The organism is Enterobacter sp. RHBSTW-00994, from assembly GCF_013782625.1.
Taxonomy (GTDB): Bacteria; Pseudomonadota; Gammaproteobacteria; order Enterobacterales; family Enterobacteriaceae; genus Enterobacter.
This window is the reverse complement of the sequence record NZ_CP056199.1, coordinates 828,288-854,200: the sequence shown is the minus strand read 5'-3', so window position 1 is coordinate 854,200 and position 25,913 is coordinate 828,288. Positions and strand designations below refer to the sequence as shown.

The window sequence follows — 25,913 nt, the reverse complement described above, 5'->3', positions numbered from 1 at the left end:
TCGGCGTACATTGTAGCATCGGCGCATATCATTACCGAGTCCCCCGTATGCCTGAGTCGAAACGACTGTTTTTCGCCATTGAGATGCCCGCCACGATACAGCGGCAAATCGTCCGCTGGCGCGCCGACCACTTTCCCGCCGAGGCAGGTCGCCCTGTGGCGGCCGCAAACCTGCATCTGACACTGGCTTTTTTAGGCGACGTCAGTGCCGAAAAGCAACGCGCTCTGGCCACAATGGCCGGACGCATTTCCCAGCCTGGCTTTACGCTGCACCTGGATGATGCCGGACAGTGGTTACGCTCCCGCGTGGTCTGGCTCGGGACGCGACAGCCACCTCGTGGATTATTACAACTGGCGAATATGCTGCGCGCTCAGGCGGCGCGCAGTGGGTGTTATCAAAACCCGCAGCCGTTTCACCCTCATATCACCTTGTTGCGCGACGCCGGCCAGGCCGTTGCTATTCCGCCGCCTGGCTTTCACTGGGTCTTTCCAGTGAAAGCGTTCGCGCTATACGAATCTGTTTTTAGACAAGGACGCACCCGATACACCCCGTTACAGCGCTGGACGCTGGGCGACACCTTAAGGAATCCCGATGAAGTTTAGCCCTGCCTTACAACACGCCACATTGATTCAACGCTACAAGCGCTTTCTTGCTGATGTAGTAACTCCTGATGGCGAAACGCTGACACTGCATTGCCCTAATACGGGTGCGATGACAGGTTGCGCGACGCCGGGTGACACGATCTGGTATTCCACATCAGAAAATACTAAACGTAAATATCCTCATACCTGGGAGATGACACAAACCCAGCAAGACGCCTTTATTTGTGTCAATACATTGCGGGCAAATCAACTGGTTAAGGAAGCTCTTATTGACGAGATTATTCCTGAACTCGCCGGTTACAGCAGCTTAAAAAGTGAAGTGAAATATGGCGAGGAAGGGAGCAGAATTGACTTTATGCTACAGGCGGAAGAACGACCTGAGTGCTATATTGAAGTAAAATCAGTGACGTTAGCAGAACAGGAAAATGGCTACTTTCCAGATGCAGTAACGCTACGTGGCCAGAAGCATCTGCGAGAGTTGATGAGTGTAGCGGCGGCGGGCAAACGCGCCGTGTTGCTGTTTGCAGTATTGCACTCAGCAATTGAACGATTTTCTCCTGCCCGCCATATTGACCCAAAATACGCGCAACTGTTGAATGAGGCACATAAGCAGGGGGTAGAGGTTTTCGCTTATAAAGCGGAACTTTCTGCCGATAATATGACTCTGAGATCGACCCTTCCGATCGTGTTATAAGGAAGGTAGACGATTGATTATTTGGTGTTCTGGCCGCGTGCGCAAATACGCTTTTCCTCACAGGCTTGTCAAGTGTTACGTATAGATAATTGCCATACGGAAAAGCATCTGCTATTTATAGCGACCTGATTTTTCCCCCAACACGGGGATCGATAGTGCGTGTTAAGGAGAAGCAACATGCAAGAAGGGCAAAACCGTAAAACATCGTCCCTGAGTATTCTCGCCATCGCTGGGGTGGAGCCATACCAGGAGAAGCCGGGCGAAGAGTATATGAACGAAGCCCAGCTGTCGCACTTCAAGCGTATTCTTGAAGCATGGCGTAATCAACTCAGGGATGAAGTCGATCGCACCGTTACACATATGCAGGATGAAGCTGCTAACTTCCCGGACCCGGTAGACCGTGCCGCTCAGGAAGAAGAGTTCAGCCTCGAACTGCGTAACCGTGACCGCGAACGCAAACTGATCAAAAAGATCGAAAAAACGCTGAAAAAGGTTGAGGACGAAGATTTCGGCTACTGCGAATCCTGCGGTGTTGAAATTGGTATTCGTCGCCTGGAAGCGCGTCCAACTGCCGATCTTTGCATCGACTGTAAAACGCTGGCAGAAATTCGCGAAAAACAGATGGCCGGTTAATCCCTGCCCTGTCATAACGTTCACAAAGGCGGGAGTTTTCTCCCGCCTTGTTACTGTTGATATGTCTGAATCACACTATATTGGGCGCTTCGCGCCATCCCCTTCTGGTGAATTACATTTCGGCTCCCTGATTGCTGCGCTTGGCAGCTACCTACAGGCCCGGGCAAATCACGGTATCTGGCGTGTCCGCATAGAAGATATTGATCCCCCGCGTGAAGTTCCCGGTGCTGCAGAGGCTATTCTGCGTCAGCTGGAACATTACGGTCTTCACTGGGATGGCGACATACTCTGGCAGTCTAAACGTCACGATGCCTACCGGGAACGTCTGGCATGGCTCTATGAACAAGGACTTTCCTACTACTGCACCTGTACCCGTGCGCGCATCCAGAGCGTTGGCGGCGTGTATGATGGTCACTGTCGTTCAGCGCATAACGGGCCGGAAAATGCCGCCGTACGGTTGCAGCAACATCATCCGGTTATGCATTTTAACGATCGACTGTCTGGTAACATTCAGGCCGATGCTCGCCTGGCACAGGAAGATTTTATTATTCATCGTCGCGACGGCTTATTTGCCTATAATTTGGCCGTGGTCGTTGACGATCATTTTCAGGGCGTAACGGAAATCGTGCGCGGCGCAGACCTTATTGAACCCACCGTACGACAAATATCGTTGTATCAGCACTTCGGGTGGCAAGCACCGGACTACATCCACCTGCCGCTGGCGCTCAATGAGCAAGGCAATAAATTGTCGAAGCAGAACCACGCTCCAGCTCTACCTGACGGCGATCCGCGCCCTGTTTTGATCGACGCATTGCGATTTCTCAACCAAAATGTAACAGGTGAATGGCACGATTTAGGCGTTGATGAATTACTGAGAATGGCAGCCAAAAGCTGGTCGCTCGCGGCTGTGCCTAAAATCCAGCATTCTCAAATGCGTTGTGCTGAGCTATGATTAGCCGCTATTTTTTTGTCCTGACAAATAAAACACACTACGAGGTGTACTATTTTTACCCGAGTCGCTAATTTTTGCCGTAAGGTGCTAAGCCGCGAAGAGAGCATGGCGGATGACGTCATTGCGCAATCCCATATGTCGGTTATTCCGCGTGAGCAGCACAATATTTCCCGCAAAGATATCAGTGAAAATGCCCTCAAGGTACTTTATCGTCTGAATAAAGCAGGCTACGAGGCTTACCTCGTGGGCGGCGGTGTCCGCGATTTATTGCTAGGCAAAAAACCGAAAGATTTCGACGTAACGACCAGCGCCACCCCTGAGCAGGTACGCAAATTATTCCGTAACTGCCGCCTTGTTGGCCGTCGTTTCCGTCTCGCCCACGTCATGTTTGGGCCTGAAATTATTGAAGTTGCCACTTTCCGTGGGCATCACGAAGGCAGTACGACCGATCGCACGACTTCCCAGCGTGGCCAAAACGGGATGTTACTGCGCGATAATATCTTTGGTTCGATTGAAGAAGATGCCCAGCGTCGCGATTTCACGATCAACAGTCTCTATTACAGCGTTGCCGATTTCACCGTGCGTGATTACGTTGGTGGAATGCAGGATCTGAAAGCGGGACTGATTCGTCTGATCGGTACACCGGAAACACGTTATCGAGAAGATCCTGTACGTATGTTGCGTGCTGTGCGCTTTGCCGCAAAGCTGAACATGCGTATTAGCCCGGAAACCGCCGAGCCAATCCCGCGTCTGGCAACGCTGATTAACGATGTTCCTCCGGCCCGTCTGTTCGAAGAGACGCTGAAGCTGTTGCAAGCCGGTTATGGGTTTGAAACCTATACCTTGCTACGTGAATACAGCCTGTTCCAGCCACTGTTCCCGACGATCACTCGCTACTTTACTGAAAGCAGCGACAGTCCGATGGAACGTATGATTGCGCAGGTGCTGAAGAATACCGACACGCGTCTGCACAACGATATGCGTGTTAATCCTGCGTTCCTGTTTGCGGCCATGTTCTGGTATCCGCTTCTGGAAACCGCACAAAAGATTGCTCAGGAGAGTGGGCTGGCGTATTACGACGCGTTTGCACTTGCGGCAAATGACGTTCTGGACGAAGCCTGTCGCACGCTGGCCATTCCGAAACGTATTACCACTCTGGTGCGTGATATCTGGCAGCTACAGCTGCGCATGTCTCGCCGTCAGGGTAAACGTGCCTGGAAGTTGATGGAACATCCGAAATTCCGTGCCGCTTACGATCTGATGGCACTGCGTGCCGAGATTGAAAACAACCAGGAACTGCAAAAGCTGGTGAAATGGTGGGGTGAATTCCAGGTCTCTGCGCCGCCAGAGCAAAAAGGTATGCTGACCAATCTGGATGAAGAGCCAGAAACTCGCCGTCGTCACCGCCGCCCGCGTAAACGTGCGCCACGCCGTGAAGGCAGTGCATGACTCTCGCCTGGATAGCCATCGGCAGCAATCTTGCTTCTCCCCTGGAGCAGGTCAATGCTGCCGTGCAGGCGCTGAGTGAGATCCCACAGAGCCGTGTCGTTACTGTATCGTCTTTTTATCGCACACCACCGCTGGGGCCTCAGGATCAGCCTGACTACCTCAATGCCGCTGTTGTGCTAGAGACAGCACTTGATGCCGACACGCTTCTGGATCACACCCAACGTATCGAATTACAGCAAGGTCGTGTGCGCAAAGCTGAACGCTGGGGACCACGTACGCTCGACCTTGATATCATGCTGTTTGGCGATCAGACTATTCATACCGAACGCCTGACAATCCCCCATTACGACATGAAAAACCGTGGTTTCATGCTCTGGCCACTCTTTGAAGTCGCCCCCGATCTCCGCTTCCCTGATGGTGATTCTCTGAAGACTGTTTTAGACCGTCTTAACGCCGAAAAACCCGCCCGCTGGTAATCCTGTTTTTTTGTTGATTCACCATGAAATATTTGTGGTTAATCGATTGCCTAAAATCATTGTTCCCTCGAATGTTACTGTTAGAATGCGCAAAGATTCGCTTTGAGCTATCAGGAAACAGTATGAAACCAACCACCATCGCCTTACTGCAGAAATGCAAACAGGAAAAGAAACGCTTCGCGACGATCACGGCATATGACTACAGCTTCGCCAAACTCTTTGCCGAAGAAGGGATTAACGTCATGCTGGTCGGCGATTCGTTAGGGATGACGGTACAAGGACATGACTCCACTCTGCCCGTAACGGTTGAGGATATCGCTTATCACACGCACGCGGTACGCCGTGGCGCGCCTGCCTGCCTGCTTCTCTCCGATTTGCCGTTCATGGCTTACGCCACACCGGAACAAGCCTTTGAAAATGCGGCGATCGTTATGCGCGCAGGGGCGAACATGGTCAAAATAGAAGGCGGTTCCTGGCTTGTGGATACGGTGAAAATGCTCACTGAGCGCGCCGTACCTGTTTGTGGGCATCTGGGTTTAACCCCACAATCCGTCAATATTTTCGGCGGCTATAAAGTGCAAGGTCGCGGTGATGCCGGGCAGACCCTGCTGGATGATGCGCTGGCGCTTGAAGCCGCAGGCGCCCAGCTCCTGGTGTTGGAGTGTGTGCCGGTAGAGCTGGCGCAACGCGTTACCGATGCACTTTCAATTCCGGTAATTGGGATTGGCGCAGGTAACGTCACAGACGGTCAGATTCTGGTGATGCACGACGCGTTTGGCATTACTGGTGGGCATATCCCTAAATTCGCCAAAAACTTCCTTAGCACGGCGGGCGACATGCGCGCTGCGGTCAGGCAGTATATTGACGAGGTTGAATCCGGAGTTTATCCGGGCGAAGAACACAGTTTCCATTAAGGAGTCTTGTTGTGCTAATCATTGAAACCCTGCCGTTGCTGCGCCAGCACATTCGTCGTGCGCACCAGGAAGGTAAACGTATCGCACTGGTTCCAACCATGGGAAACCTCCATGACGGCCATATGAAACTGGTTGACGAGGCAAAAGCCCGTGCCGATATCGTGGTAGTCAGTATCTTTGTGAACCCCATGCAGTTTGATCGGGCTGACGATCTGGCTCGCTACCCGCGCACTCTTCAGGAAGATTGCGAGAAGCTCAAAAAACGCCATGCGGATATCGTCTTCTCTCCGGCTCCGGCTGATGTTTATCCTCAGGGAACCGAAGAGTCGACCTATGTGGATGTCCCAGGGATTTCGACCATGCTGGAAGGCGCAAGTCGCCCAGGGCATTTCCGTGGTGTCTCAACGATTGTCAGCAAGCTTTTCAACCTGGTTCAACCCGATGTGGCCTGTTTTGGTGAGAAAGACTTCCAGCAACTGGCGCTGATTCGCAAGATGGTGGCCGATATGGGCTATGACATCGAGATCGTGGGCGTCCCGATTGTGCGTGCTAAAGACGGTCTGGCACTCAGCTCCCGCAATGGTTATCTGACGGCTGACCAGCGCAAAATTGCGCCAGGGTTAAGCAAAGTAATGAATACCATGGCTGAACAGCTTCTGGCGAAAGAACTGACGGCAGAAGAGATTGTCGCTCTTGCTGAGCAGGCATTAAACGATAAAGGTTTCCGCTCTGATGATGTCCAAATTCGTGATGCGGATACGCTGCTGGAGTTCACCGAAGCCAGCAAACGAGCGGTCATTCTGGTGGCTGCATGGCTCGGCCAGGCGCGTCTGATCGACAATAAAGTGGTTGAACTGGCGAAGTAGACATCGGCTAAAAATCGGGCAATACTGCGCCCATATTTGCCTTGGGAATTGTTCCCTTCACCCTGCCCTGTCGTCTGCGAGAGGGCAAAGCATGATGATTAAAGGTAGACGTAATGATTCGCAAAATGCTGCAAGGTAAGCTTCACCGTGTGAAAGTCACTCAGGCAGACCTGCATTACGAAGGCTCCTGCGCGATCGATCAGGATTTTCTCGATGCGGCGGGTATTCTTGAAAATGAAGCCATTGATATCTGGAATGTCACCAATGGCAATCGCTTCTACACTTATGCCATAGCGGCGGAACGCGGTTCTAAAATTATCTCCGTTAACGGCGCTGCCGCGCACTGCGCGAACGTGGGTGATATCGTTATTATTGCCAGTTTCGTGATGATGTCTGATGAAGAAGCACATCGCTGGCAGCCAAAAGTGGCGTACTTTGAAGGCGATAACGAAATGAAACGTACCGCGAAAGCTATTCCGGTTCAGGTCGCATAATAAAATCGACCCGAAATATTATTTACACTAATATTTCGGGTCTTGATATAATATTAATTATCTACCTTATTAGTTTTAAAAAATCTATATACCTCCCTAATGATTTTTATTTTTTAAGAATTTATCCATCCTGCCAAACCAACCCTATCCCATTGATACATAAATAAATAAAGAATAGCTACATTCAAAATTAATTATTTATAACAATTGTAAATATAATTTTAGTTCTAGAATCCCTCCCGCTGAGAAACCCCAGCTTTAAAAATCTTCCATTAACATGGAATTTGTTATGTCACTGAAAAAAATTAGCATGACTGCCGCTGCTGTAGTTATGGCTTTTAGTTCTGCCGCTTCCTTCGCTGATACCGATATTGGTCTGATCACGTTTGACGGCGCAGTAACGGACACCACTTGTGTTATCAACACCAATAACGGTGAAGACACCAACAACATCACGATCACCCTGCCAGTCGTGAAAAAATCGGACGTTGAAGGCACGACCATTGATAAAGGTGTGGGTTCTAAAAACTTCGAACTGATGCTGACTAAATGCCCAGCTCAAGTGAAAAAAGCGTCTGCAGTGTTCATGTCTAAAAACATGGGCTCCATTGGTAACGGCACGATCGACCCGGATTCAAACGTTTCTGGCTCTGCCACCAACGTCAGCCTGGCGATGTTTAACAACTCTTCTTCCAACACTGACCGCGTCATGGTTGGCCAGCCAGCAAACAACTCTCAGGTTGCTGACGTGACCAATGGTTCTGGCAATCTGTACTACCGTGTGGCCTATGTCCCTGGCTCTGCATGGGTTAAAGACAGCAACCCAGTAACTGCAGGTAAAGTAACGGCTAACGCCTTCTTCACCATGAGCTACGAATAATCATCGATTATTCATCTTAAAATACGTCCGCCCTTCGGCGGACGTTATTTCATCTCAATTATCCTGGAGTGGATATGCGACTGCGTAATGCAAAAATAAGCAATGGAATGAAAACGCTGGTATTTATGCTTGGCTGCATAATAACCGCTCAGGCTAACGCTGATATTGTTATTTCAGGTACTCGGGTTATTTACCCGGAATCAGCCAAAGACGTGATTGTTAATCTTGAAAATAAAGGTAATCACCCTCTTCTTGTACAGTCATGGCTGGACGATGGGCGTGATACCGTGGACCCACAAGAGTTAAAACTCCCGTTTGTGATCACCCCTCCAGTAACCCGCGTCGATGCCCGAAAAGGCCAGTCAATCCGCGTCACCTGGTTAGGCACATCGATGCCACAAGACCGTGAATCATTGTACTGGTTTAACGTGCTGGAGGTTCCGCCAAAAGCGCAATCCGAAGAAAACCAGAACATGCTGCAACTGGCTTTTCGCACCCGAATTAAACTCTTTTTCCGCCCGAATGGCCTGAAAGGCACACCGGAAGAGGCCGCGAAAAACCTGAAATGGTCACAGCAAAAAAACGCTGATGGTTTGGTTTTGGTTGCCAAAAATGATGCGGTTTATAACGTTTCTCTGGCCAGCGCTGAATTTGAAGTGAATGGCAAAAAATACGAAGTGGAAAGCCACTCTGTTAAGCCTCTCTCTAGCGAAGTAATGAAAGTCAAAGGACTTTCAAATATCACCAGTGGGAAAGTGAAGTATTCCTCAATAAATGATTTTGGCGGCATGGAAGAACACAACATTCCCGTCAATTAATAATAAATAACTCGAATATTTATGCCGGTTAATATTAACCGGCATCTGATGGATCAGGATTATTATGATTTTTCGACATTCATTTCTGTGCCTTTCTATAAGCGCGGCGATTCCGCTATGCGCCGTAGCTGCCGATTCACAATCCCCGGTAACGATGGGGACGGATGAAGTCGAATTTAACGATCAGTTTTTATTTAATACTGGCAGTAAAGTTGATGTCAGCCGTTTTAGTCACGGCAACCCGGTGTTACCCGGAAAATACCGCACAAAAATCAACGTCAACGGGAAACCCAAAATGACCAGTGACGTTGAATTTAAAGATAATGGCACGCCTCGTGCGACGCCGTGCTTTACCGTATTAGCGCTCAAACAGATGGGCATTAATACGGAATCGCTGGAGAAAACGCCCGATATTACGGATGAAACCTGTATTGCGATTGAAAAAGCCTTTTCAGGAGCAACAGCAACATTTGATCCTGCGACCCAGGAGCTGGATCTCACGATCCCACAGCTGTATGTCCTTAAACTGCCAGAGGGATATGTCGATCCTTCATTGTGGGACAGCGGTATTTCTGCGGCGATGCTCTCCTACGATCTCAACGCCTGGCGAAGTGAAGGCACTGGCAGCACAACGGATACTGCCTATGCAGGCTTACGCTACGGCTTGAACATGGGGCCGTGGCGTTTTCGCTCGCGCGGCAACCTGAACTGGGATTCCGACAACGGCAGCCATTACGCCAGCCAGGATATCTACCTGCAGCGAGACATTACCCCACTGAAAGCCCAGATGCTGATGGGCGACTCGTATACGCGTGGCGACGCGTTTGATTCCGTCAGCTTGCGCGGTCTGCGTCTGTATAACGACGACCGTATGTTGCCAAATGGCCTCTCCAGCTATGCGCCGGTGATCCGTGGCGTGGCCAACAGCAATGCCCGCGTCTCCATAACGCAAAGCGGCAACAAGATCTACGAGACCTCAGTACCGCCTGGCGCGTTTGAGATTTCCGATCTGAGCACCACCGGTTACGGTAACGATCTGCTGGTGACGATTGAAGAAGCCGATGGCAGTAAACGTTCATTTTCAGTGCCCTACTCTTCAGTGAGCCAAATGCTGCGTCCTGGCTTTGCTCGCTGGGATATCGGTGCGGGTGAATTACACGACCAGTCCATTCACGATTCACCACGGCTGGCCTACGCCACCCTGTATTACGGGCTGAATAACATCTTCACGGGATACACCGGCCTGCAATATATGGACACCGGTTTCTATGCCGGGCTGGCAGGTCTGGCGATGAATACCGAAGTAGGTGCATTTGCGTTTGATGTTACCCACTCACGAGCAGACATCGATGGGCTACGCACGCTTTCCGGGCAGAGTTATCGCTTGTCGTACAGCAAGATGTTATCCGCGACAGATACCTCGCTAAACGTCGCCGCGTACCGCTTCTCTACGGAGGATTACCTGAGTCTGCGCGATGCCGCTTCGCTGGCAGATCGTGTGAAATACCAGGATCGCAACCTCAAACCTGGCAGTACCAGCAATGACGTTTACAGCACGTTCAAACGTATGAAAAACCAGGTACAGATTAACGTTAGCCAGCCGCTGGTGCATAACAAAGTGAGTTATGGGTCGATGTACGTAAATGGAAGCTGGCAGGACTACTGGGATGGCAGCAAATCCAGCGCCAGCTATACCGCCGGTTACAGCAACAGCTTTACCTACGGAAGCTACAGCGTCTCACTGCAACGCTCTTACGATGAAACGGGCGACAAAGACGACAGCATTTATATCAATATCAGCCTGCCATTTGATGCCTTATTCGGGTTTGGCAAGCGCCCGGCGGGCTTCTCCAGCGTCAATATGGGGCTGAGCTCCGATTTTGGCGGTAATGCCAGCCTCAATACCACCGCAAGTGGAAACTCGCAGGACAGTCGCTTTAGCTACAGCGTCACAACCAGCACTAACCGCGGGGATGACAGCACCATTAATCAGATTGGTGGCTACGGCAGTTACAACAGCCCACATGGGCCGCTCAGCCTTTCGGCTTCGGTGACGGATAACAACCAGCAGCAATACTCTGCCAGCTACAGCGGCGGCATATTGCTGCACTCCGGTGGCCTGACGTTCGCTCCGGGCAGCATCAGTGATACCGACTCACTCGCACTGGTCAAGGCCAGTGGCGCAAAAGGCGCACGCTTAAACAACGGCGACGGGGAAATTGGTGACTCTGGCTACGCCATCATGCCGTATCTCTCTGCATATCGTGAAAACCGCGTTGGGCTGGATACCAGCACCTTAAAAGCCGATGTGGAGGTGAAGAGCACCAGCTCCATCGCCATTCCACGCAGTGGTTCGATCGTGCTGGTTAACTTTGAAACCGACGAAGGACGTTCAGCCGTTATTGAGCTTCAACGCTCAGACAAAGGTTTTATCCCTCTGGGGGCAGATGTACTCAACGATAAAGGTGAGTCAGTCGGCAGCGTCGGTCAGGCGGGCCAAGCCTACGTACGCGGTGTCGACGAGAAAGGAACACTTACTGTGGTCTGGGGAAGCGGCAAGGAGAGTCGATGTCACGTGAGTTACCAGATCCTGCCGGGCGCACAAAAAGCGGGTCTGACCACGCTGCTGCCAGGCCAGACCTGCCGGATGTAATGAGCTATTTTCAACAAGGAGCATGAGTTAATGATGTTAATACCCAACAAATTCGTTCGCTGTATTTTTGCAGCAACGGTACTGACTACAGCAAGCAGCGCGGTTCAGGCTGCGACAAACCTGGATGTGACCTTTACAGCCAATATTCGTGAAACCACCTGCGACATGAAAATCGTTGGCGGCACGGGTGATGGAAAAAACAACACCATCACCATAGGTCAGAACGGCAAAGTTCGTCAGGACTACGTCGCAGCAGGAACCGCCACCGCAGACTTCAAGCTGGCCATTGTTGAGTGCCCGTCAAGTCTGACTTCACTGAAGACCACGGTGAGCGGTTCCGCTTCCGGGTACGTGAAGAGCGCTATTGTCAACAGCGTGAGCAAGACCTCCGGAGGCGCGGATTACACCGGTGTCAGTATTGCTCGTGTATCAGCCCCAACAGCACCTTTTGAAATCAACTCGACCAACGATCAAAAGCGCCTGGTCTGGACAGCGGGTGAAATCACCAGCAAAGAAGTACCTCTGAGAGCCACACTCGTTGAAACACAGGCCGGTGGTTCTACAACGGGTCAGTTTAGCGCCGTCGCCACCTTCAACTTTTATTACGATTAATCAGGCAGAAATACGGAGTCTTTAATAATGGAACTGAAAACGAAAATTATCGCGCTGTCTGCCTGCCTCGGGTTGTTCTCTTCGGCCGCTTTTGCTGCCATTACGGGCACATCAAGTGTTCAGGCCACTTTTGTCACGACCATTGAAGCCGGGACCTGTAGCGCCCAGGTGCAAAATGCAGCAGGTGCGCCTGCCACCGAAATTGGTTTTGGCGATGTCTTTAAATCTGACCTCTCGAACAAAACCCGGGCTGAAGTCTTTAAGATTGTGTTCAGCAGTTGTGCTGGCGTGAAATCCGCAGATGTTCAGGCAACACCAGGCGCTGGCAGTAGTTGTTCTGCCGCTGGCAGTACGAATTTTGGTGCTAACAACGCGACCGCATTCGAAATCTGGCAGGGTAAAACGCCATCAGGAACACAACTGAATTGCACCACCCCGCAGACTAAAAACGTCGCGATGACCTCAGGTGCGGGAACCTATGACCTGACATCACGTATTGTGGTTGCCGATGGCAAGACCATCAACAATGTCACCACTGGTGCTGTCACCTCGCCGGTGACCTTCCTGATTACATACCAGTAATGAACCACTGGCAGGCGGTAGCTTAATAATGCAACACTCTTCTTTATCTTTAAAAAAATACAGGCTGCCGCTGCTGCTGGCAGCGCTCTCATTCGGATTGTCATCTGCCCCTGCGTGGGCAGATGACGCCAGCATGAATATCAAACTGACGGCGAACATCATTGCCAATACCTGCAAGATCGGCCTATCAAATGGCGGTCAGGTGCTGTTACCGGTTGTGCCAAGAGATTGGTTTTCTAATGCGGATGGTAGTGACAAATACACTGCAACGAAGGAAGCGGGTGGAACTAAATTTGCCATCAAGGTCATCGACTGTGAAGACTACGACAAAGGCGCTGCCAGCAAACTGCATTTCAGTTTTCGGCCGCAATCCGGTGTTCTGGCACAAGGGAATAATCAGGTCTTCGCAAACGATCTTGAGCAGTCCTCCACCGGCGCTAAAAATGTCGGTATTGTCGTCTTCTCCGCAGATCTGCATCAAAACGTTTTACAGCAAAATGGCAGTTCCGATGTGGTCTATGACGTCACGTCAAAACAGCAAAATTATGCGTACCTAACGCAGTATGAATTTACCGCCCGTTACCAGAATACAGGAAGTGTTACTGCGGGCCGGGTCACCAGCCATGTACTGGTGAGCGTAACCTATGAATAAATTACAAGGAGAAGTAATGAGAAAATGGCTACTGCTGCTCTCCAGCCTTTTTTGTCTGGCGGTCGTGAAACCCGCGTTCGCCGATCAGAGCTGTTATATTGAGAGCTGGGCTGCGGGGGATTACACCATTCCCTATGTCGCGACACTGAATGTGAAAGACAGAATAGTAAATGCTGCAATTCCGTCCCCCAGAAATATGGATGTAGCGTTTAGTTACGTACTTCCTTTAAAAGGAAGTGACGCGATTGGCTGTAAATCAGAATCCCCATGGAACAACAGCGTCAACTTTACTACCAGCCCGGAGTTGATGAGCACGCAGTACAAAGGCACTGCAGGAGAAGCCTTATTCAAAACCAACGTTCCGGGGATCTACTATTCCGTCACATTGGTGTGCCGCACGGGTGATGGCTGTGGAACCAACCACAGCGATGTTGTTTTGCCTCTGCTTGCACCTGGAGGGTATACCAACTCGTTTCCCTCAGAGAGCGGATATCCCTGGGAGAGTGCTGATCGCAACTGGACAATAAAAATAAGCTACTGGCAGGCGCCCGATTTCAGGCCCGCAACCTCAGGAGCTGGCCATTCCCTGGCAGGTAAAGTGGGAACATGGCGCATTGGCCCACCGGGCCAGCCGGAAATTAATATCATTATCAGCGACAGCACACTGCAATTTAGTTTCCCGGTGATGACCTGCAACTTAGGTCAACTGAGCGGCAGTGCGGTATCAGGTAATAATGTTAATTTAGGAACCTACTTCGTCAGTGATATTAAGAAAAATAGCGCCAGGGCCGTTCCCTTTACCATTAATACGCAGAACTGTAATGCGACTATTGCTTCAATAAAGATGACCAGCAAATACCTTCCACCAGCCGGAGTGTATAACTTACTGGGGAAAAGCGCCGGGAGTGCATCTGGTGTGGCAGTGAAGATCATGAACACGGACTATAACGTGCAGATGGACCCCGGCGGTATGGTCAACGTGCCTTACGCACGAAGTGATGACTGGACAAAAGTCACTTATTTTAACTTTAGCGCACAGGTTTTAGGTGATGGCACGCCCGTGAAATCAGGTGATTTCAAAACCGCAGCCACCTTTATTTTGTCTTACCAATAACCTACCCTTGCGGCTGATTACTGATCAGCCGCGACATGGTCTCCAGCGAATCCGTTCTTAAGATATACAGACGTTTCAGCAAGAACGGATTATCCCCCGGCTTCACTTTTCCCCGCACCGTTGTGACCGCCAGATGGAAACCCGCATCGTTCGCCGCTTTTATGGCTTTGTCGTTATAGCCGCCAAACGGGTAAGACAGATAAAGGACATGCGGATTAAACTGGGCCAGATCGCGCCGTGAGCGCTCAAAATCAAACAAAATAACGTGGTAAGAACGGCTGAGAAGAATAGGCTGGCGATAATTATCCACACGGTGCAGGAAATGGGTGTGTGACTGGATATCAAACACATCCTGAATCTCTTTCAACTCTGAAACACTCATAAACTGCAACGATTTAGGCGCCCATTTCTGCGGGTGGCGCTTAATCCGCGACGAGATAATAAATGCCGTCGCTTTAAAACCATACTCTTTCAGAATGGGGTATGCGTAGCGACTCACCGACTTCAGGCCGTCGTCAAAAGTAATCACCACGGCTTTCGCAGGCAGATTCATTTTGTTACGTACGTACCCTTCCAATTGATACATGGTCAACGTCGTATAACCCTGATCCCGAAGCCAGGTCATCTGGTTACTGAACGCACGCACACTGGTTGTTGTAGAGGTATGGCGGAAACGGGTGTTCTCTTCATCACGCAAAATATGGTGATAGGTAATGACAGGAATACCGTTGTCTTCCTGAGCATCCAGGCTGCTTATCCACGCCAGGCGATTACCGATACGGATCTGGAACCAGGTCTGATTCAGGCGATCTTTGAGCTTATTCAGGATGGGATAACGCAGGTTACTGCTGAGCGTACCAAATGGCGCGCTACCGCTGTTTGGCGCGTTGTAGACTGGGGTATCTTTCCAGGTGATCAGGTTTTGATTGCTTAAGGGTTTGTTGAGATCGCCCAGACCATCTTCTACACGCTGTTTTCCCTGAACAGCTTCAAGATGACCTTTGTCGATAAAGCCGGTTCCAAAGCCAAAACGGAATTCGTAATAATCGGCTGCAGTAGGCACAACGGCGATAATCTGTCCAGCTCGCACATTGCCGACGTTGACCACCTCATTCCCCACCTGCGCCCAAATCGCCGCATCTTCGGTGGTTTGCATATACTGAGCAGGCAGTCCTTGCTGACTTAACAAACTGGCTGAAGCGCTGCCGGAGATAAGCAGCAAAAGCAGGAAAACAATACGCGTAAGCATCAGGTCTTTATCGGCACGAAAAAACTGATGTCATTGTAGCAAAAGTGACATCAATGCCCATGTTTAATTCCTGTACAGCTCGTGGAGCAGAACAAAAGGCGGGTTTTTCTGCTGTTGATGCCACAGGCTGCTAACGCCTGCCATACCCTGCTCCACGATGGTATTACGAAACGCCGCACTGCTTAATTCGCCGCGTAGAGGATACATTGTCTCAAGCAATGGCAGGCTGATGCCTGAGATCACTTCACAATTGTCGTGTTTATGGCTTAACAGTGCCGCAGAGCGGTAAGGTGCAGCACCAGACTTATCGGTCAGAAAAATAACGCCATCACCGGTGTCAGTTTCATGTAAGGCATCGCACATCATCCGGCCGAGCATATTAGTACTCAACCCTCGCCAGTAATTCACCGTACGGCATTGCACCAGGGGGCCAAATCTGGCTTCAAGCTTTACCCACATATCTTGCGCATATTCATCATGGCAAGTAATCACCCATCCCAGCATAAACGTCTCTCCTTAGCAGGCGAGTAGTGTAGCGAAGTGATGATTAACGGTCGGTGATAGCTGTCAAAGAAAAATACCCGGCAGCCAAAACACCGCCGGGCATGATGATCAGCTACGTAAACCACGCCCACGCTGGATCAAATACCAACACAGCAGATAAAAGGCGAAGATAAATACCACCAGCACAGCTACCGTTGTAAACAGCGGCACATCGGTAATTCCGAGGAAGCCAAAGCGGAAGCCGCTGATCATGTAGACAATCGGGTTAAGGTGCGAGAGTGCCTGCCAGAATGGCGGCAGCAGCGTCAAGGAATAGAACACCCCGCCGAGATAGGTCAGCGGTGTCAGCACAAAAGTCGGGATCAGGCTGATATCGTCAAAGGTTTTGGCAAACACAGCATTCAGCAAGCCAGCCAGCGAGAACAAAATGGCCGTCAGCAGCAGTGTGAGCGCCACGAACAACCATGAATGCACCTGGAATGGCACAAAGAACAGTGAGACCGCCGTTACCAGAATCCCAACACACAGGCCACGCGCCACTCCACCGCCAACATATCCGGCAATGATCACATGCGTTGGCACAGGCGCCACCAGCAGCTCTTCAATATTGCGCTGGAACTTGGCGCTAAAGAACGACGAGGCCACGTTGGCGTAGGCGTTGGTAATAACCGCCATCATGATCAGGCCTGGCACAATAAACTGCATATAGGTAAACCCGTGCATCTCGCCAATGCGCGAACCAATCAGGTTACCGAAAATGATAAAGTACAGCGTCATTGTGATGACAGGTGGAACCAGGGTTTGCACCCAGATACGCATAAAGCGGTTAATCTCTTTGGCCCAGATGCTTTTCAGCGCGACCCAGTAAAGATGCGTCATGCTTTGTCTCCTTGTTTTTCGTGCACCAGAGAGACGAACAGCTCTTCCAGCCGGTTCGCTTTATTACGCATACTTAATACCTGCACGCCCTGCGCACTCAGTTGCGAGAACACACTGTTAATCCCCTGCTCCCGCAAGACTTCCACTTCAAGCGTTGACGTATCGACCAGGCGATACTGATACCCGTCCAGCTTCGGCAGCGGGCTTTTCGGCGCAAGATCGAGAATAAAGGTTTCGGATTTCAGCTTAGAGAGCAGGCTTTTCATCGACGTATTTTCCACCAGCTCGCCATTCTGGATAATCCCGATATTACGGCAGAGCATTTCCGCCTCTTCGAGATAGTGGGTGGTCAGAATGATGGTCGTCCCTTTGTCGTTGAGATCCTTAAGGAAACCCCACATTGAGCGACGAAGCTCAATGTCTACACCCGCGGTTGGTTCATCGAGGATCAACAACTTTGGCTCATGCATCAGTGCGCGGGCGATCATTAAACGGCGCTTCATCCCACCGGAAAGCATCCGCGCACGTTCGTTACGTTTTTCCCACAGATCGAGCTGTTTAAGGTATTTTTCGCTGCGTTCAACCGCCTCTTTACGCTCAACACCATAGTAACCCGCCTGGTTGACAACAATTTGCTGCACCGTCTCAAACGGGTTGAAGTTGAACTCCTGCGGAACCAGGCCCAGTTGACGCTTGGCGTTGACCACATCTTTTTGCAGATCGTAGCCAAACACGCTGACCCGGCCAGAGGACTTATTGACCAGAGAACTGATAATGCCGATGGTGGTCGATTTCCCCGCCCCATTCGGCCCAAGAAGCGCGTAGAAATCCCCCGCTTCGACCTTGAGATCTATCCCGCGGAGCGCCTGAACGCCGCCTGGATAGGTTTTTTTAAGCTGTTCAAGCTCCAGTGCAATAGCCATGAATTAGACTTACCTATAGTTCTGACACACGTTGTGTGGTTTCATTAAAAGTCGGGTTACCCTATAGTAGCGCAACGCAATCACTCGGTTACAGGCCGTTAACCTCCATGAATGACATAGATACACTCATCAGCAACAATGCACTATGGTCAAAAATGCTGGTGGAAGAAGATCCCGGATTTTTCGAGAAACTGGCACAAGCGCAGAATCCACGCTTTCTATGGATTGGATGTTCTGACAGCCGTGTTCCTGCTGAACGCCTGACTGGCCTCGAACCCGGAGAATTGTTCGTACACCGTAACGTTGCTAACCTGGTCATTCATACCGATCTCAACTGCCTTTCTGTCGTTCAGTATGCCGTTGACGTGTTAGAAGTTGAGCACATCATTATTTGTGGTCACTACGGTTGCGGTGGTGTTCAAGCGGCTGTCGAAAACCCTGAACTGGGGCTTATCGATAACTGGCTGCTGCACATTCGCGATATCTGGTTCAAACATAGCTCACTGCTGGGCGAAATGCCGCAGGAACGTCGTCTCGACACACTGTGCGAGCTTAATGTTATGGAGCAGGTCTATAACCTGGGACACTCCACCATTATGCAATCCGCGTGGAAACGCGGGCAAAAAGTGTCGGTACATGGTTGGGCATACGGAATTCATGACGGGTTACTGCGTAACCTCGAAGTCACCGCCACAAACCGTGAAACCCTGGAACAGCGCTACCGTTCCGGGATTGCCAACCTGAAGCTCAAACACGTGAACCACAAATAAAAGAAGCCCCGAAAGCAAACACTTATCGGGGCACTCTTTTCACCCTTTCGTCGAGAGAAAGGATCGGGGTGAGGACATCAGGCCGCACCCTGCCAATATTACTCGTCCAGCAAGACCACTTTACCCACGTACGGCAGATGGCGATAACGCTGCGCATAATCAATGCCGTAACCCACCACAAACTCGTCCGGAATGGAAAAACCAACGAACTCGACCGGAACACTCACTTCACGGCGGGTTGGTTTATCCAACAGAGTACAAATTGCCAGAGATTTAGGCTCACGCAGGCTCAGGATCTCACGCACTTTAGAGAGTGTGTTACCGGAGTCGATGATGTCCTCTACGATCAACACATCTTTGCCGCGAATATCTTCATCCAGGTCTTTCAGGATTTTCACATCACGGGTGGTCGACATGCCGCTGCCGTAGCTGGAGGCGGTCATAAAATCGACTTCATGGGACACATGCACTTCACGGCACAAGTCTGCCATGAACATAAATGAACCGCGCAGCAGACCAACCAGCACCATTTCGCTGCCGCTGTCTTTGTAATGTTCGGTGATTTGACGACCCAGTTCGGCGATACGCGCTTTGATCTCGGTTTCCGGGATCATCACTTCAACAGTATGTTTCATATTACTAACCATATGATTTTAAGACAAATCTCTCAATGCGGATCAACCTGCGTCCGGCATTAATTCACAAGCCCGCAAGTATACCAGTAAATGGATAGCCCTGGAGTATGAGTTACAAAAAGCAAATTTTGTGATTCCGATCACACTTGTTAATACCTATAATTAATTGCTAGCAAATAATTAACAAACTGATGAGTACTTTTCTATGGCTGAAACAAAATCTCAACAGCCACGTCTACTGGTGACATTAACAGCGGCGTTCGCAGCCTTCTGCGCGCTGTATTTGTTAATCGGTGGCGTCTGGCTGGTCGCACTTGGCGGCTCCTGGTACTACCCAATTGCGGGTCTGGTTATGGTGGGTGTAACCGTCCTGCTTTTGCGTAGAAAGCAATCAGCACTGTGGCTCTATGCCGCATTACTCCTCGCAACAATGATTTGGGGCGTCTGGGAAGTCGGGTTCGACTTCTGGGCATTGACGCCGCGCAGTGACATTCTGGTCTTCTTTGGCATCTGGTTGATCCTGCCATTCGTCTGGCGTCGTCTGCTTGTGCCTTCCAGCGGTGCAGTCTCCGCCCTGGTTGTGGCACTGCTGATCAGCGGCGGCATCCTGACCTGGGCCGGATTCAACGACCCGCAGGAAATTAAAGGCACACTGAACACCGAGTCCACGCCTGCTGCAGCGATCTCTCAGGTTGCAGATGGCGACTGGCCAGCATATGGTCGTAATCAGGAAGGTCAGCGCTACTCGCCACTGAAGCAAATCAATGCGGATAATGTTAAGAACCTGAAAGAAGCCTGGGTCTTCCGAACGGGTGACCTGAAGCAGCCAAACGATCCCGGCGAACTGACCAACGAAGTCACGCCAATTAAAGTGGGCGACATGCTTTACCTGTGTACGGCACACCAGCGTCTGTTCGCGCTTGATGCCACTACCGGGAAAGAAAAATGGCACTTCGATCCGCAGTTGAACACCAACACCTCATTCCAGCATGTGACCTGTCGCGGAGTTTCTTACCATGAAGCGCGCGCCGATAACGCCAGCCCGGATGTTGTCGCGGATTGCCCACGTCGTATTATGCTGCCGGTCAATGATGGTCGTCTGTTTGCCATTAACGCCGAAACCGGCAAACTGTGCGAAACCTTTGCCAACAAAGGTATCCTGAATCTGCAGACCAATATGCCGGACACCACGCCGGGTCTGTATGAGCCGACATCTCCGCCAATCATCACCGATAAAACGATTGTGATTGCCGGTTCGGTAACGGATAACTTCTCTACCCGTGAAACCTCTGGCGTTATCCGTGGTTTTGACGTGAATACCGGTAAACTGCTGTGGGCCTTCGACCCGGGCGCGAAAGATCCTAATGCGATCCCGTCGGATGAACACACCTTTACCTTTAACTCTCCAAACTCCTGGGCTCCGGCTGCGTATGACGCGAAGCTGGATCTGGTCTATCTGCCAATGGGTGTGACCACGCCGGATATCTGGGGCGGTAACCGCACGCCAGAGCAGGAGCGTTACGCGAGTGCTATCGTGGCGCTGAATGCGACCACCGGTAAACTGGCATGGAGTTACCAGACCGTTCACCACGATCTGTGGGATATGGACATGCCTTCCCAGCCGACGCTGGCAGACATCACGGTTAACGGCAAAACCGTTCCGGTGATTTATGCTCCGGCGAAAACCGGCAACATTTTTGTGCTGGATCGCAGCAACGGTAAGCTGGTTGTCCCTGCCCCGGAAAAACCGGTTCCTCAGGGTGCAGCAAAAGGCGACTACGTCAGCAAAACACAGCCGTTCTCTGACCTGAGCTTCCGTCCGAAGAAAGACCTCAGCGGTGCTGACATGTGGGGCGCCACCATGTTTGACCAGTTGGTCTGCCGCGTGATGTTCCATCAGTTGCGTTATGAAGGCATATTCACACCGCCGTCTGAGCAAGGCACGCTGGTCTTCCCTGGCAACCTGGGAATGTTCGAATGGGGCGGAATTTCCGTTGATCCGAACCGTCAGGTGGCGATTGCCAACCCGATGGCACTGCCGTTCGTCTCTAAGCTGATCCCACGAGGTCCGGGCAACCCGATGGAGCCACCGAAAGACGCAAAAGGTACTGGGACTGAATCCGGTATTCAGCCGCAGTATGGCGTACCGTTTGGCGTAACTCTGAACCCGTTCCTGTCTCCGTTCGGTCTGCCGTGTAAACAGCCAGCCTGGGGTTATATTTCCGGTCTGGATCTCAAAACTAACCAGATTGTGTGGAAAAAACGTATTGGTACGCCACAGGACAGCATGCCATTCCCGATGCCGGTTCCTGTCCCGTTCAATATGGGTATGCCAATGCTGGGTGGCCCAATTTCTACCGCCGGTAACGTGCTGTTCATCGCGGCAACCGCAGATAACTACCTGCGCGCGTACAACATGACCAACGGTGAGAAACTGTGGCAGGGCCGCTTGCCTGCGGGTGGGCAGGCCACGCCGATGACCTATGAAGTGAATGGCAAGCAGTATGTTGTCATCTCTGCGGGTGGCCACGGTTCGTTTGGAACGAAGATGGGCGACTATATCGTCGCGTATGCTTTACCTGACGAAGCAAAATAAACGCAAAACGGTAACTTCGGTTGCCGTTTTTTATGTTTGTTCCCTCTCCCTGTGGGAGAGGGTCAGGGTGAGGGCATCAGGCTGCACTGTTCTAAACGGTAAAACCGAGCATCATCCCCGTATCTTCATGTTCCAGCAGATGGCAGTGCGCCATATAGGCAAACTCCTTTGGTGCATCGTGGTCAAATTTTACGAGCACCTCACTGATGCCACCTTCAACCTTAACCGTGTCCTTCCAGCCCGCGCGATGCGGGTCAGGCACTTTACCGTTTTCAGAGAGAATACGGAACTGCGTGCCGTGAATGTGGAACGGATGCAGCATCATGTCGCCCTCGCCTGAAATCACCCAACGCTCGAACTGCCCTTTTGCGGCAGCAAACATCGGCGTGTTCATATCGAACGCTTTGCCGTTGATGCGGTTGGCATTGTGGAAATCAAAATCATGGCTGCCATGGTTCATATTCCCCATGTTCCCCATCTTGCCGTGATCCATATTCATATGACCCATCATTTGTCCATGCTGCATCCCCGCCATCGCCTGGTCACCATACTTCGCCATCAGCGCCTGCATCCCCATCATGTCGAGCATCGGGTCCATTGAGAGCTGTAGCTTGCGCTGGGTTAATCCTTCAAGAGCAGGCAGTGCGGGCAGCAGCGTGGTTAAGGTATCCGGCAATGTGCCAGAGGCCGTAACCTGCAATGGCTGGATACGCAGCACCGGATGGGGTTTATCAAAAGGCGCAACGGCCATCCCCATCTGACTGACGGGTAACGTCACCAGATCAAACGCTTTGCCGTCGCTAATATCCACCAGCACTTCAAAACGCTCACCCATCAGCATGGGCAGTTCGTTCACTTTCACCGGCTCCGGCAGCAGACCACCGTCGCTCGCCACCACATACAATGGGCGTTTATCGCTGGTCGCAAAATTCAGTGAACGGGCATTGCAGCCGTTAAGCAAACGCAAACGCAGCCAGCCCTTTGGTGCGGCATGTTGAGGATAAATCGCCCCGTTGGTCAGAAGCGTATCGCCAAACCATCCCACCGCGGCGCTCATCACATCCAGTTGGTAATCAATCTGCCCGTCAGTGGTAAATTTTTTGTCCTGCACAATCACAGGCACATCGTCGATGCCCCACTGTTTTGGCAGACGCAGCAGGCGGCTCTCGTCGTCTTCAATCAGCACTAACCCCGCCAGTCCCATTGCGACCTGATGACCTGTTTTGCCATGCTGATGAGGGTGGAACCAGCACGTTGCCGCACGCTGGTCAGGAGTAAAGGTTACGCTTCTGCTGCCACCGGCTTTAATCACACCTTGTGGCCCACCATCAACCTCTCCCGGCACTTCCAGACCGTGCCAGTGCAGTGTTGTCTCTTCTGTCAGCGTATTGTGAATATCAACGGTGACGGCTTTACCTTTGCGTAACTGGATGGCGGGGCCTAACATATTACCGTTATATCCCCACGTCGTTGCCGTCTGTGCACCAAACGTCGTTTTACCTTGCTGGACCACTAGCTGAATACGGCCACGAGCATCTGCGGTAAGCACCTCCGGAATGGGCAATCCAGGCCTGTCAGCGGCAAAAGCAGCACGGCTCCAGAGTGGTAGTGCGCTGGCAACCCCCAGCGCAACGGAATATTTCAAAAAATCACGGCGTTGCATGTTCATTTCCTTATTTCCTGCAGGCGATATTTTGAGCATAAACCCTCCCCTTACCGGAAGGTCAAGCAAAGCGGCAATAATAAAGATCGTCGCCCTGGCATCAAGTATGCTAACGTTAATTTTCCGTGATGCAGTGGTAGAAGCAATGAAGACGTTTTTCAGGACAATTTTGTTCGCCAGCCTGATGGCTATGTGCTCGAACAGTTATGCGCTAAGTGAAAATGAAGCAGAAGATATGGCCGATTTAACGGCGGTGTTTGTATTCCTGAAAAACGATTGCGGATACCAGAATTTACCCAACGGGCAAATTCGTCGTGCACTGGTCTTTTTTGCCCAACAGAACCAATGGGACCTCAGCAACTACGACAGCTTCGACATGAAGGCGCTCGGCGAAGACAGCTACCGGGATTTAAGCGGTATCGGCATCCCCACTGCAAAGAAATGCAAAGCGCTGGCTCGCGACTCACTAAGCCTGCTCGCCTACGTAAAATAACCTTCCCGACGCTCCTTTGTTGATGATGCTATAACCGTTCAGTGACGGTTATAGCTCGCTGTCGTCTGCGCCCCTGTTTATGCTGGTGTAACAGATGTTAACGAAGGAGGAATCACCCCATGGCCGAAAATACAGTCTGGCATGAAACGCTACATGACCAGTTTGGTCAGTACTTTTCCGTTGATAATGTGCTTTATCACGAGAAAACCGATCATCAGGATCTGATCATTTTTGAGAACGCCGCATTTGGGCGCGTGATGGCATTGGACGGCGTGGTACAAACCACCGAGCGCGACGAATTTATCTATCACGAAATGATGACCCACGTACCGCTTCTGGCGCATGGGCACGCCAAACACGTGCTGATCATTGGTGGTGGCGATGGCGCAATGCTGCGTGAAGTGTCCCGCCATCAGTCCATCGAAACCATTACTATGGTGGAGATCGATGCCGGAGTGGTTTCGTTCTGCCGCCAGTATCTGCCCAACCACAACGCCGGTAGCTACGACGACCCGCGCTTCAACCTTGTCATTGATGACGGGGTTAATTTTGTAAATCAGACCCGTCAGACCTTTGATGTGATTATCTCTGACTGCACCGATCCCATTGGCCCTGGTGCAACGTTGTTTACCTCTTCCTTCTACGAAGGCTGCAAACGTTGCCTGAATCCCGGCGGGATCTTCGTCGCACAAAATGGCGTCTGCTTCCTGCAACAAGATGAAGCCCTGGACAGCCATCGTAAATTAAGCAGCTACTTTGACGATGTCAGCTTCTATCAGGCGGCCATTCCGACCTATTACGGCGGGATCATGACCTTCGCCTGGGCGACCGATAACGATGTGCTACGCCATCTTTCGACGGAAATCATCCAGGCTCGCTTCCATCAGTCTGGCCTTCAGTGTCGATACTACAACCCGGCCGTCCACACTGCGGCATTCGCCTTGCCACAATATCTGCAAGACGCGCTGTCCTCTAAGGAGGTGAGTTAATTGAAAAAGCTTAAACTGCATGGCTTTAACAACCTGACGAAAAGCCTGAGTTTTTGTATTTACGATATCTGCTACGCCAAAACAGCGGAAGAACGCGATGGTTACATCGCCTATATCGATGAACTCTACAACGCTAACCGCCTGACGGAGATCCTCTCAGAAACCTGTTCGATTATCGGCGCTAATATTCTGAATATTGCCCGACAGGATTATGAGCCTCAGGGGGCAAGCGTCACCATCCTCGTGAGCGAGGAGCCTGTAGACCCGAAACTGATCGACCCCAGCGAACACCCAGGTCCACTGCCAGAAGCCGTGGTAGCCCACCTGGATAAAAGCCACATCTGTGTTCACACCTATCCGGAAAGTCACCCTGAAGGTGGGCTTTGTACCTTCCGCGCGGATATTGAAGTCTCTACCTGCGGCGTGATTTCACCGCTGAATGCGTTGAACTATTTAATCCACCAGCTCGAATCGGATATCGTGACTATTGACTATCGCGTGCGGGGTTTTACTCGTGATATCAATGGGATGAAGCACTTTATCGACCACGAAATTAATTCCATTCAGAACTTTATGTCCGAGGATATGAAGGCGCTGTACGATATGGTGGATGTGAATGTCTATCAGGAAAACATCTTTCACACCAAGATGTTACTAAAGGAATTCGATCTTAAGCACTATATGTTCCATACCCGGCCGGAAGAGCTAAGCGAGGAAGAGCGCAAGGTTATCACGGACCTGTTGTGGAAAGAGATGCGCGAGATTTACTACGGCCGCAATATGCCAGCCGTGTAAACACATAAGGAGCAAGGATGCTCCGA

The 25,913-nt window shown here is 51.1% G+C and carries 27 protein-coding genes; 21 read left to right on the top strand and 6 right to left on the bottom strand.

Annotated features, from left to right (window positions below):
* Positions 1 to 47: 47 nt before the first annotated feature.
* From thpR to HV346_RS03950, 16 genes are all read left to right on the top strand, one after another.
* On the top strand, positions 48 to 602 hold the full coding sequence (gene thpR / locus HV346_RS04025) for an RNA 2',3'-cyclic phosphodiesterase (RefSeq protein ID WP_181622299.1): 555 nt from the start codon (positions 48 to 50) through the stop codon (positions 600 to 602).
* Positions 592 to 1,296, top strand: a complete 705-nt coding sequence (sfsA, locus tag HV346_RS04020; RefSeq protein WP_181622298.1) for a DNA/RNA nuclease SfsA — start codon at positions 592 to 594, stop codon at positions 1,294 to 1,296. Before thpR ends, sfsA begins: the two co-directional genes overlap by 11 nt.
* Before the next feature lie 177 nt (positions 1,297 to 1,473).
* Positions 1,474 to 1,929, top strand: a complete 456-nt coding sequence (gene dksA / locus HV346_RS04015) for an RNA polymerase-binding protein DksA (RefSeq protein WP_001155232.1) — start codon at positions 1,474 to 1,476, stop codon at positions 1,927 to 1,929.
* Positions 1,930 to 1,990: 61 nt separating this feature from the next.
* Complete coding sequence (gluQRS, locus tag HV346_RS04010) at positions 1,991 to 2,881, top strand: tRNA glutamyl-Q(34) synthetase GluQRS (protein ID WP_181622297.1); 891 nt, start codon at positions 1,991 to 1,993, stop codon at positions 2,879 to 2,881.
* A gap of 51 nt (positions 2,882 to 2,932) precedes the next feature.
* Positions 2,933 to 4,330, top strand: a complete 1,398-nt coding sequence (gene pcnB, locus HV346_RS04005; RefSeq protein ID WP_181623694.1) for a polynucleotide adenylyltransferase PcnB — start codon at positions 2,933 to 2,935, stop codon at positions 4,328 to 4,330.
* Complete coding sequence (gene folK, locus HV346_RS04000) at positions 4,327 to 4,806, top strand: 2-amino-4-hydroxy-6-hydroxymethyldihydropteridine diphosphokinase (RefSeq protein WP_181622296.1); 480 nt, start codon at positions 4,327 to 4,329, stop codon at positions 4,804 to 4,806. The genes pcnB and folK overlap by 4 nt, the downstream gene beginning before the upstream one ends.
* Positions 4,807 to 4,928: 122 nt before the next feature.
* Entirely contained in the window at positions 4,929 to 5,720 is a 792-nt protein-coding gene (gene panB / locus HV346_RS03995; protein ID WP_181622295.1) for a 3-methyl-2-oxobutanoate hydroxymethyltransferase, read from the top strand.
* A gap of 11 nt (positions 5,721 to 5,731) precedes the next feature.
* A complete protein-coding gene (gene panC, locus HV346_RS03990; RefSeq protein ID WP_181622294.1) occupies positions 5,732 to 6,586 on the top strand; it encodes a pantoate--beta-alanine ligase in 855 nt (284 codons plus the stop codon).
* Positions 6,587 to 6,699: 113 nt separating this feature from the next.
* The gene (gene panD / locus HV346_RS03985; RefSeq protein WP_181622293.1) at positions 6,700 to 7,080 is read left to right on the top strand and encodes an aspartate 1-decarboxylase; all 381 of its coding nucleotides are present in this window, start codon (positions 6,700 to 6,702) and stop codon (positions 7,078 to 7,080) included.
* A gap of 289 nt (positions 7,081 to 7,369) precedes the next feature.
* On the top strand, positions 7,370 to 7,960 hold the full coding sequence (locus HV346_RS03980) for a fimbrial protein (protein WP_181622292.1): 591 nt from the start codon (positions 7,370 to 7,372) through the stop codon (positions 7,958 to 7,960).
* A gap of 107 nt (positions 7,961 to 8,067) precedes the next feature.
* Positions 8,068 to 8,778, top strand: coding sequence for a fimbrial chaperone (locus HV346_RS03975; protein ID WP_249415140.1), 711 nt, complete (start codon positions 8,068 to 8,070; stop codon positions 8,776 to 8,778).
* Positions 8,779 to 8,842: 64 nt separating this feature from the next.
* Positions 8,843 to 11,431 carry an outer membrane usher protein gene (locus tag HV346_RS03970; RefSeq protein WP_181622290.1) on the top strand — a complete coding sequence of 863 codons (2,589 nt, stop codon included), beginning with the start codon at positions 8,843 to 8,845 and terminating at the stop codon, positions 11,429 to 11,431.
* Between the two features lie 30 nt (positions 11,432 to 11,461).
* Positions 11,462 to 12,043, top strand: a complete 582-nt coding sequence (locus HV346_RS03965) for a fimbrial protein (protein ID WP_249415128.1) — start codon at positions 11,462 to 11,464, stop codon at positions 12,041 to 12,043.
* Positions 12,044 to 12,070: 27 nt separating this feature from the next.
* Positions 12,071 to 12,625 (top strand): fimbrial protein, encoded by a 555-nt coding sequence (locus HV346_RS03960; RefSeq protein ID WP_181622289.1) that lies wholly within the window; start codon positions 12,071 to 12,073, stop codon positions 12,623 to 12,625.
* Between the two features lie 133 nt (positions 12,626 to 12,758).
* Positions 12,759 to 13,277 (top strand): fimbrial-like protein, encoded by a 519-nt coding sequence (locus HV346_RS03955; protein WP_239006333.1) that lies wholly within the window; start codon positions 12,759 to 12,761, stop codon positions 13,275 to 13,277.
* A gap of 16 nt (positions 13,278 to 13,293) precedes the next feature.
* Entirely contained in the window at positions 13,294 to 14,391 is a 1,098-nt protein-coding gene (locus tag HV346_RS03950; RefSeq protein WP_181622287.1) for a fimbrial protein, read from the top strand.
* A gap of 1 nt (position 14,392) precedes the next feature.
* Here the strand turns inward: HV346_RS03950 and HV346_RS03945 are convergent, their stop codons facing one another.
* From HV346_RS03945 to HV346_RS03930, 4 genes are all read right to left on the bottom strand, one after another.
* Positions 14,393 to 15,640, bottom strand: coding sequence for a polysaccharide deacetylase family protein (locus HV346_RS03945; protein ID WP_181622286.1), 1,248 nt, complete (start codon positions 15,638 to 15,640; stop codon positions 14,393 to 14,395).
* 63 nt (positions 15,641 to 15,703) lie between these two features.
* Entirely contained in the window at positions 15,704 to 16,144 is a 441-nt protein-coding gene (locus HV346_RS03940) for a PTS sugar transporter subunit IIA (protein WP_181622285.1), read from the bottom strand.
* A 108-nt stretch (positions 16,145 to 16,252) separates the two neighbouring features.
* On the bottom strand, positions 16,253 to 17,023 hold the full coding sequence (locus HV346_RS03935; RefSeq protein WP_181622284.1) for an ABC transporter permease: 771 nt from the start codon (positions 17,021 to 17,023) through the stop codon (positions 16,253 to 16,255).
* On the bottom strand, positions 17,020 to 17,946 hold the full coding sequence (locus HV346_RS03930; protein WP_181622283.1) for an ABC transporter ATP-binding protein: 927 nt from the start codon (positions 17,944 to 17,946) through the stop codon (positions 17,020 to 17,022). The genes HV346_RS03935 and HV346_RS03930 overlap by 4 nt, the downstream gene beginning before the upstream one ends.
* A 107-nt stretch (positions 17,947 to 18,053) precedes the next feature.
* Here HV346_RS03930 and can point away from each other — a divergent pair, with 107 nt between their 5' ends.
* Positions 18,054 to 18,716, top strand: coding sequence for a carbonate dehydratase (gene can, locus HV346_RS03925; RefSeq protein WP_181622282.1), 663 nt, complete (start codon positions 18,054 to 18,056; stop codon positions 18,714 to 18,716).
* 98 nt (positions 18,717 to 18,814) lie between these two features.
* Here the strand turns inward: can and hpt are convergent, their stop codons facing one another.
* On the bottom strand, positions 18,815 to 19,351 hold the full coding sequence (hpt, locus tag HV346_RS03920; protein ID WP_181622281.1) for a hypoxanthine phosphoribosyltransferase: 537 nt from the start codon (positions 19,349 to 19,351) through the stop codon (positions 18,815 to 18,817).
* Positions 19,352 to 19,556: 205 nt separating this feature from the next.
* Here hpt and HV346_RS03915 point away from each other — a divergent pair, with 205 nt between their 5' ends.
* A complete protein-coding gene (locus HV346_RS03915) occupies positions 19,557 to 21,947 on the top strand; it encodes a glucose/quinate/shikimate family membrane-bound PQQ-dependent dehydrogenase (protein ID WP_181622280.1) in 2,391 nt (796 codons plus the stop codon).
* Positions 21,948 to 22,038: 91 nt separating this feature from the next.
* On the opposite strand, the gene cueO is transcribed toward HV346_RS03915, so the two are convergent.
* Positions 22,039 to 23,610 carry a multicopper oxidase CueO gene (gene cueO / locus HV346_RS03910; protein ID WP_181623692.1) on the bottom strand — a complete coding sequence of 524 codons (1,572 nt, stop codon included), beginning with the start codon at positions 23,608 to 23,610 and terminating at the stop codon, positions 22,039 to 22,041.
* 145 nt (positions 23,611 to 23,755) lie between these two features.
* On the opposite strand from cueO, the gene HV346_RS03905 reads away from it, so the two are divergent.
* The 3 genes from HV346_RS03905 (at position 23,756) to speD (ending at position 25,887) form a co-directional block, all read left to right on the top strand.
* Positions 23,756 to 24,103, top strand: coding sequence for a YacC family pilotin-like protein (locus tag HV346_RS03905; protein ID WP_181623691.1), 348 nt, complete (start codon positions 23,756 to 23,758; stop codon positions 24,101 to 24,103).
* Positions 24,104 to 24,222: 119 nt separating this feature from the next.
* Positions 24,223 to 25,092 (top strand): polyamine aminopropyltransferase, encoded by an 870-nt coding sequence (gene speE, locus HV346_RS03900; RefSeq protein ID WP_181622279.1) that lies wholly within the window; start codon positions 24,223 to 24,225, stop codon positions 25,090 to 25,092.
* Positions 25,093 to 25,887, top strand: a complete 795-nt coding sequence (speD, locus tag HV346_RS03895; RefSeq protein WP_181622278.1) for an adenosylmethionine decarboxylase — start codon at positions 25,093 to 25,095, stop codon at positions 25,885 to 25,887.
* Positions 25,888 to 25,913: the final 26 nt, after the last annotated feature.

Coding starts and splice junctions, on each gene's coding strand:
- HV346_RS03970 (WP_181622290.1), top strand. CDS start 8,843: ATGATTTTTCGACATTCATTTCTGTGCCTTTCTATAAGCGCGGCGATT.
- HV346_RS03965 (WP_249415128.1), top strand. CDS start 11,462: ATGATGTTAATACCCAACAAATTCGTTCGCTGTATTTTTGCAGCAACG.
- gluQRS (WP_181622297.1), top strand. CDS start 1,991: ATGTCTGAATCACACTATATTGGGCGCTTCGCGCCATCCCCTTCTGGT.
- cueO (WP_181623692.1), bottom strand. CDS start 23,610: ATGCAACGCCGTGATTTTTTGAAATATTCCGTTGCGCTGGGGGTTGCC.
- panD (WP_181622293.1), top strand. CDS start 6,700: ATGATTCGCAAAATGCTGCAAGGTAAGCTTCACCGTGTGAAAGTCACT.
- HV346_RS03960 (WP_181622289.1), top strand. CDS start 12,071: ATGGAACTGAAAACGAAAATTATCGCGCTGTCTGCCTGCCTCGGGTTG.
- can (WP_181622282.1), top strand. CDS start 18,054: ATGAATGACATAGATACACTCATCAGCAACAATGCACTATGGTCAAAA.
- speE (WP_181622279.1), top strand. CDS start 24,223: ATGGCCGAAAATACAGTCTGGCATGAAACGCTACATGACCAGTTTGGT.
- HV346_RS03955 (WP_239006333.1), top strand. CDS start 12,759: ATGAATATCAAACTGACGGCGAACATCATTGCCAATACCTGCAAGATC.
- HV346_RS03905 (WP_181623691.1), top strand. CDS start 23,756: ATGAAGACGTTTTTCAGGACAATTTTGTTCGCCAGCCTGATGGCTATG.
- HV346_RS03980 (WP_181622292.1), top strand. CDS start 7,370: ATGTCACTGAAAAAAATTAGCATGACTGCCGCTGCTGTAGTTATGGCT.
- hpt (WP_181622281.1), bottom strand. CDS start 19,351: ATGAAACATACTGTTGAAGTGATGATCCCGGAAACCGAGATCAAAGCG.
- HV346_RS03975 (WP_249415140.1), top strand. CDS start 8,068: ATGAAAACGCTGGTATTTATGCTTGGCTGCATAATAACCGCTCAGGCT.
- HV346_RS03945 (WP_181622286.1), bottom strand. CDS start 15,640: ATGCTTACGCGTATTGTTTTCCTGCTTTTGCTGCTTATCTCCGGCAGC.
- sfsA (WP_181622298.1), top strand. CDS start 592: ATGAAGTTTAGCCCTGCCTTACAACACGCCACATTGATTCAACGCTAC.
- folK (WP_181622296.1), top strand. CDS start 4,327: ATGACTCTCGCCTGGATAGCCATCGGCAGCAATCTTGCTTCTCCCCTG.
- HV346_RS03915 (WP_181622280.1), top strand. CDS start 19,557: ATGGCTGAAACAAAATCTCAACAGCCACGTCTACTGGTGACATTAACA.
- thpR (WP_181622299.1), top strand. CDS start 48: ATGCCTGAGTCGAAACGACTGTTTTTCGCCATTGAGATGCCCGCCACG.
- HV346_RS03950 (WP_181622287.1), top strand. CDS start 13,294: ATGAGAAAATGGCTACTGCTGCTCTCCAGCCTTTTTTGTCTGGCGGTC.
- HV346_RS03930 (WP_181622283.1), bottom strand. CDS start 17,946: ATGGCTATTGCACTGGAGCTTGAACAGCTTAAAAAAACCTATCCAGGC.
- dksA (WP_001155232.1), top strand. CDS start 1,474: ATGCAAGAAGGGCAAAACCGTAAAACATCGTCCCTGAGTATTCTCGCC.
- HV346_RS03940 (WP_181622285.1), bottom strand. CDS start 16,144: ATGCTGGGATGGGTGATTACTTGCCATGATGAATATGCGCAAGATATG.
- panB (WP_181622295.1), top strand. CDS start 4,929: ATGAAACCAACCACCATCGCCTTACTGCAGAAATGCAAACAGGAAAAG.
- HV346_RS03935 (WP_181622284.1), bottom strand. CDS start 17,023: ATGACGCATCTTTACTGGGTCGCGCTGAAAAGCATCTGGGCCAAAGAG.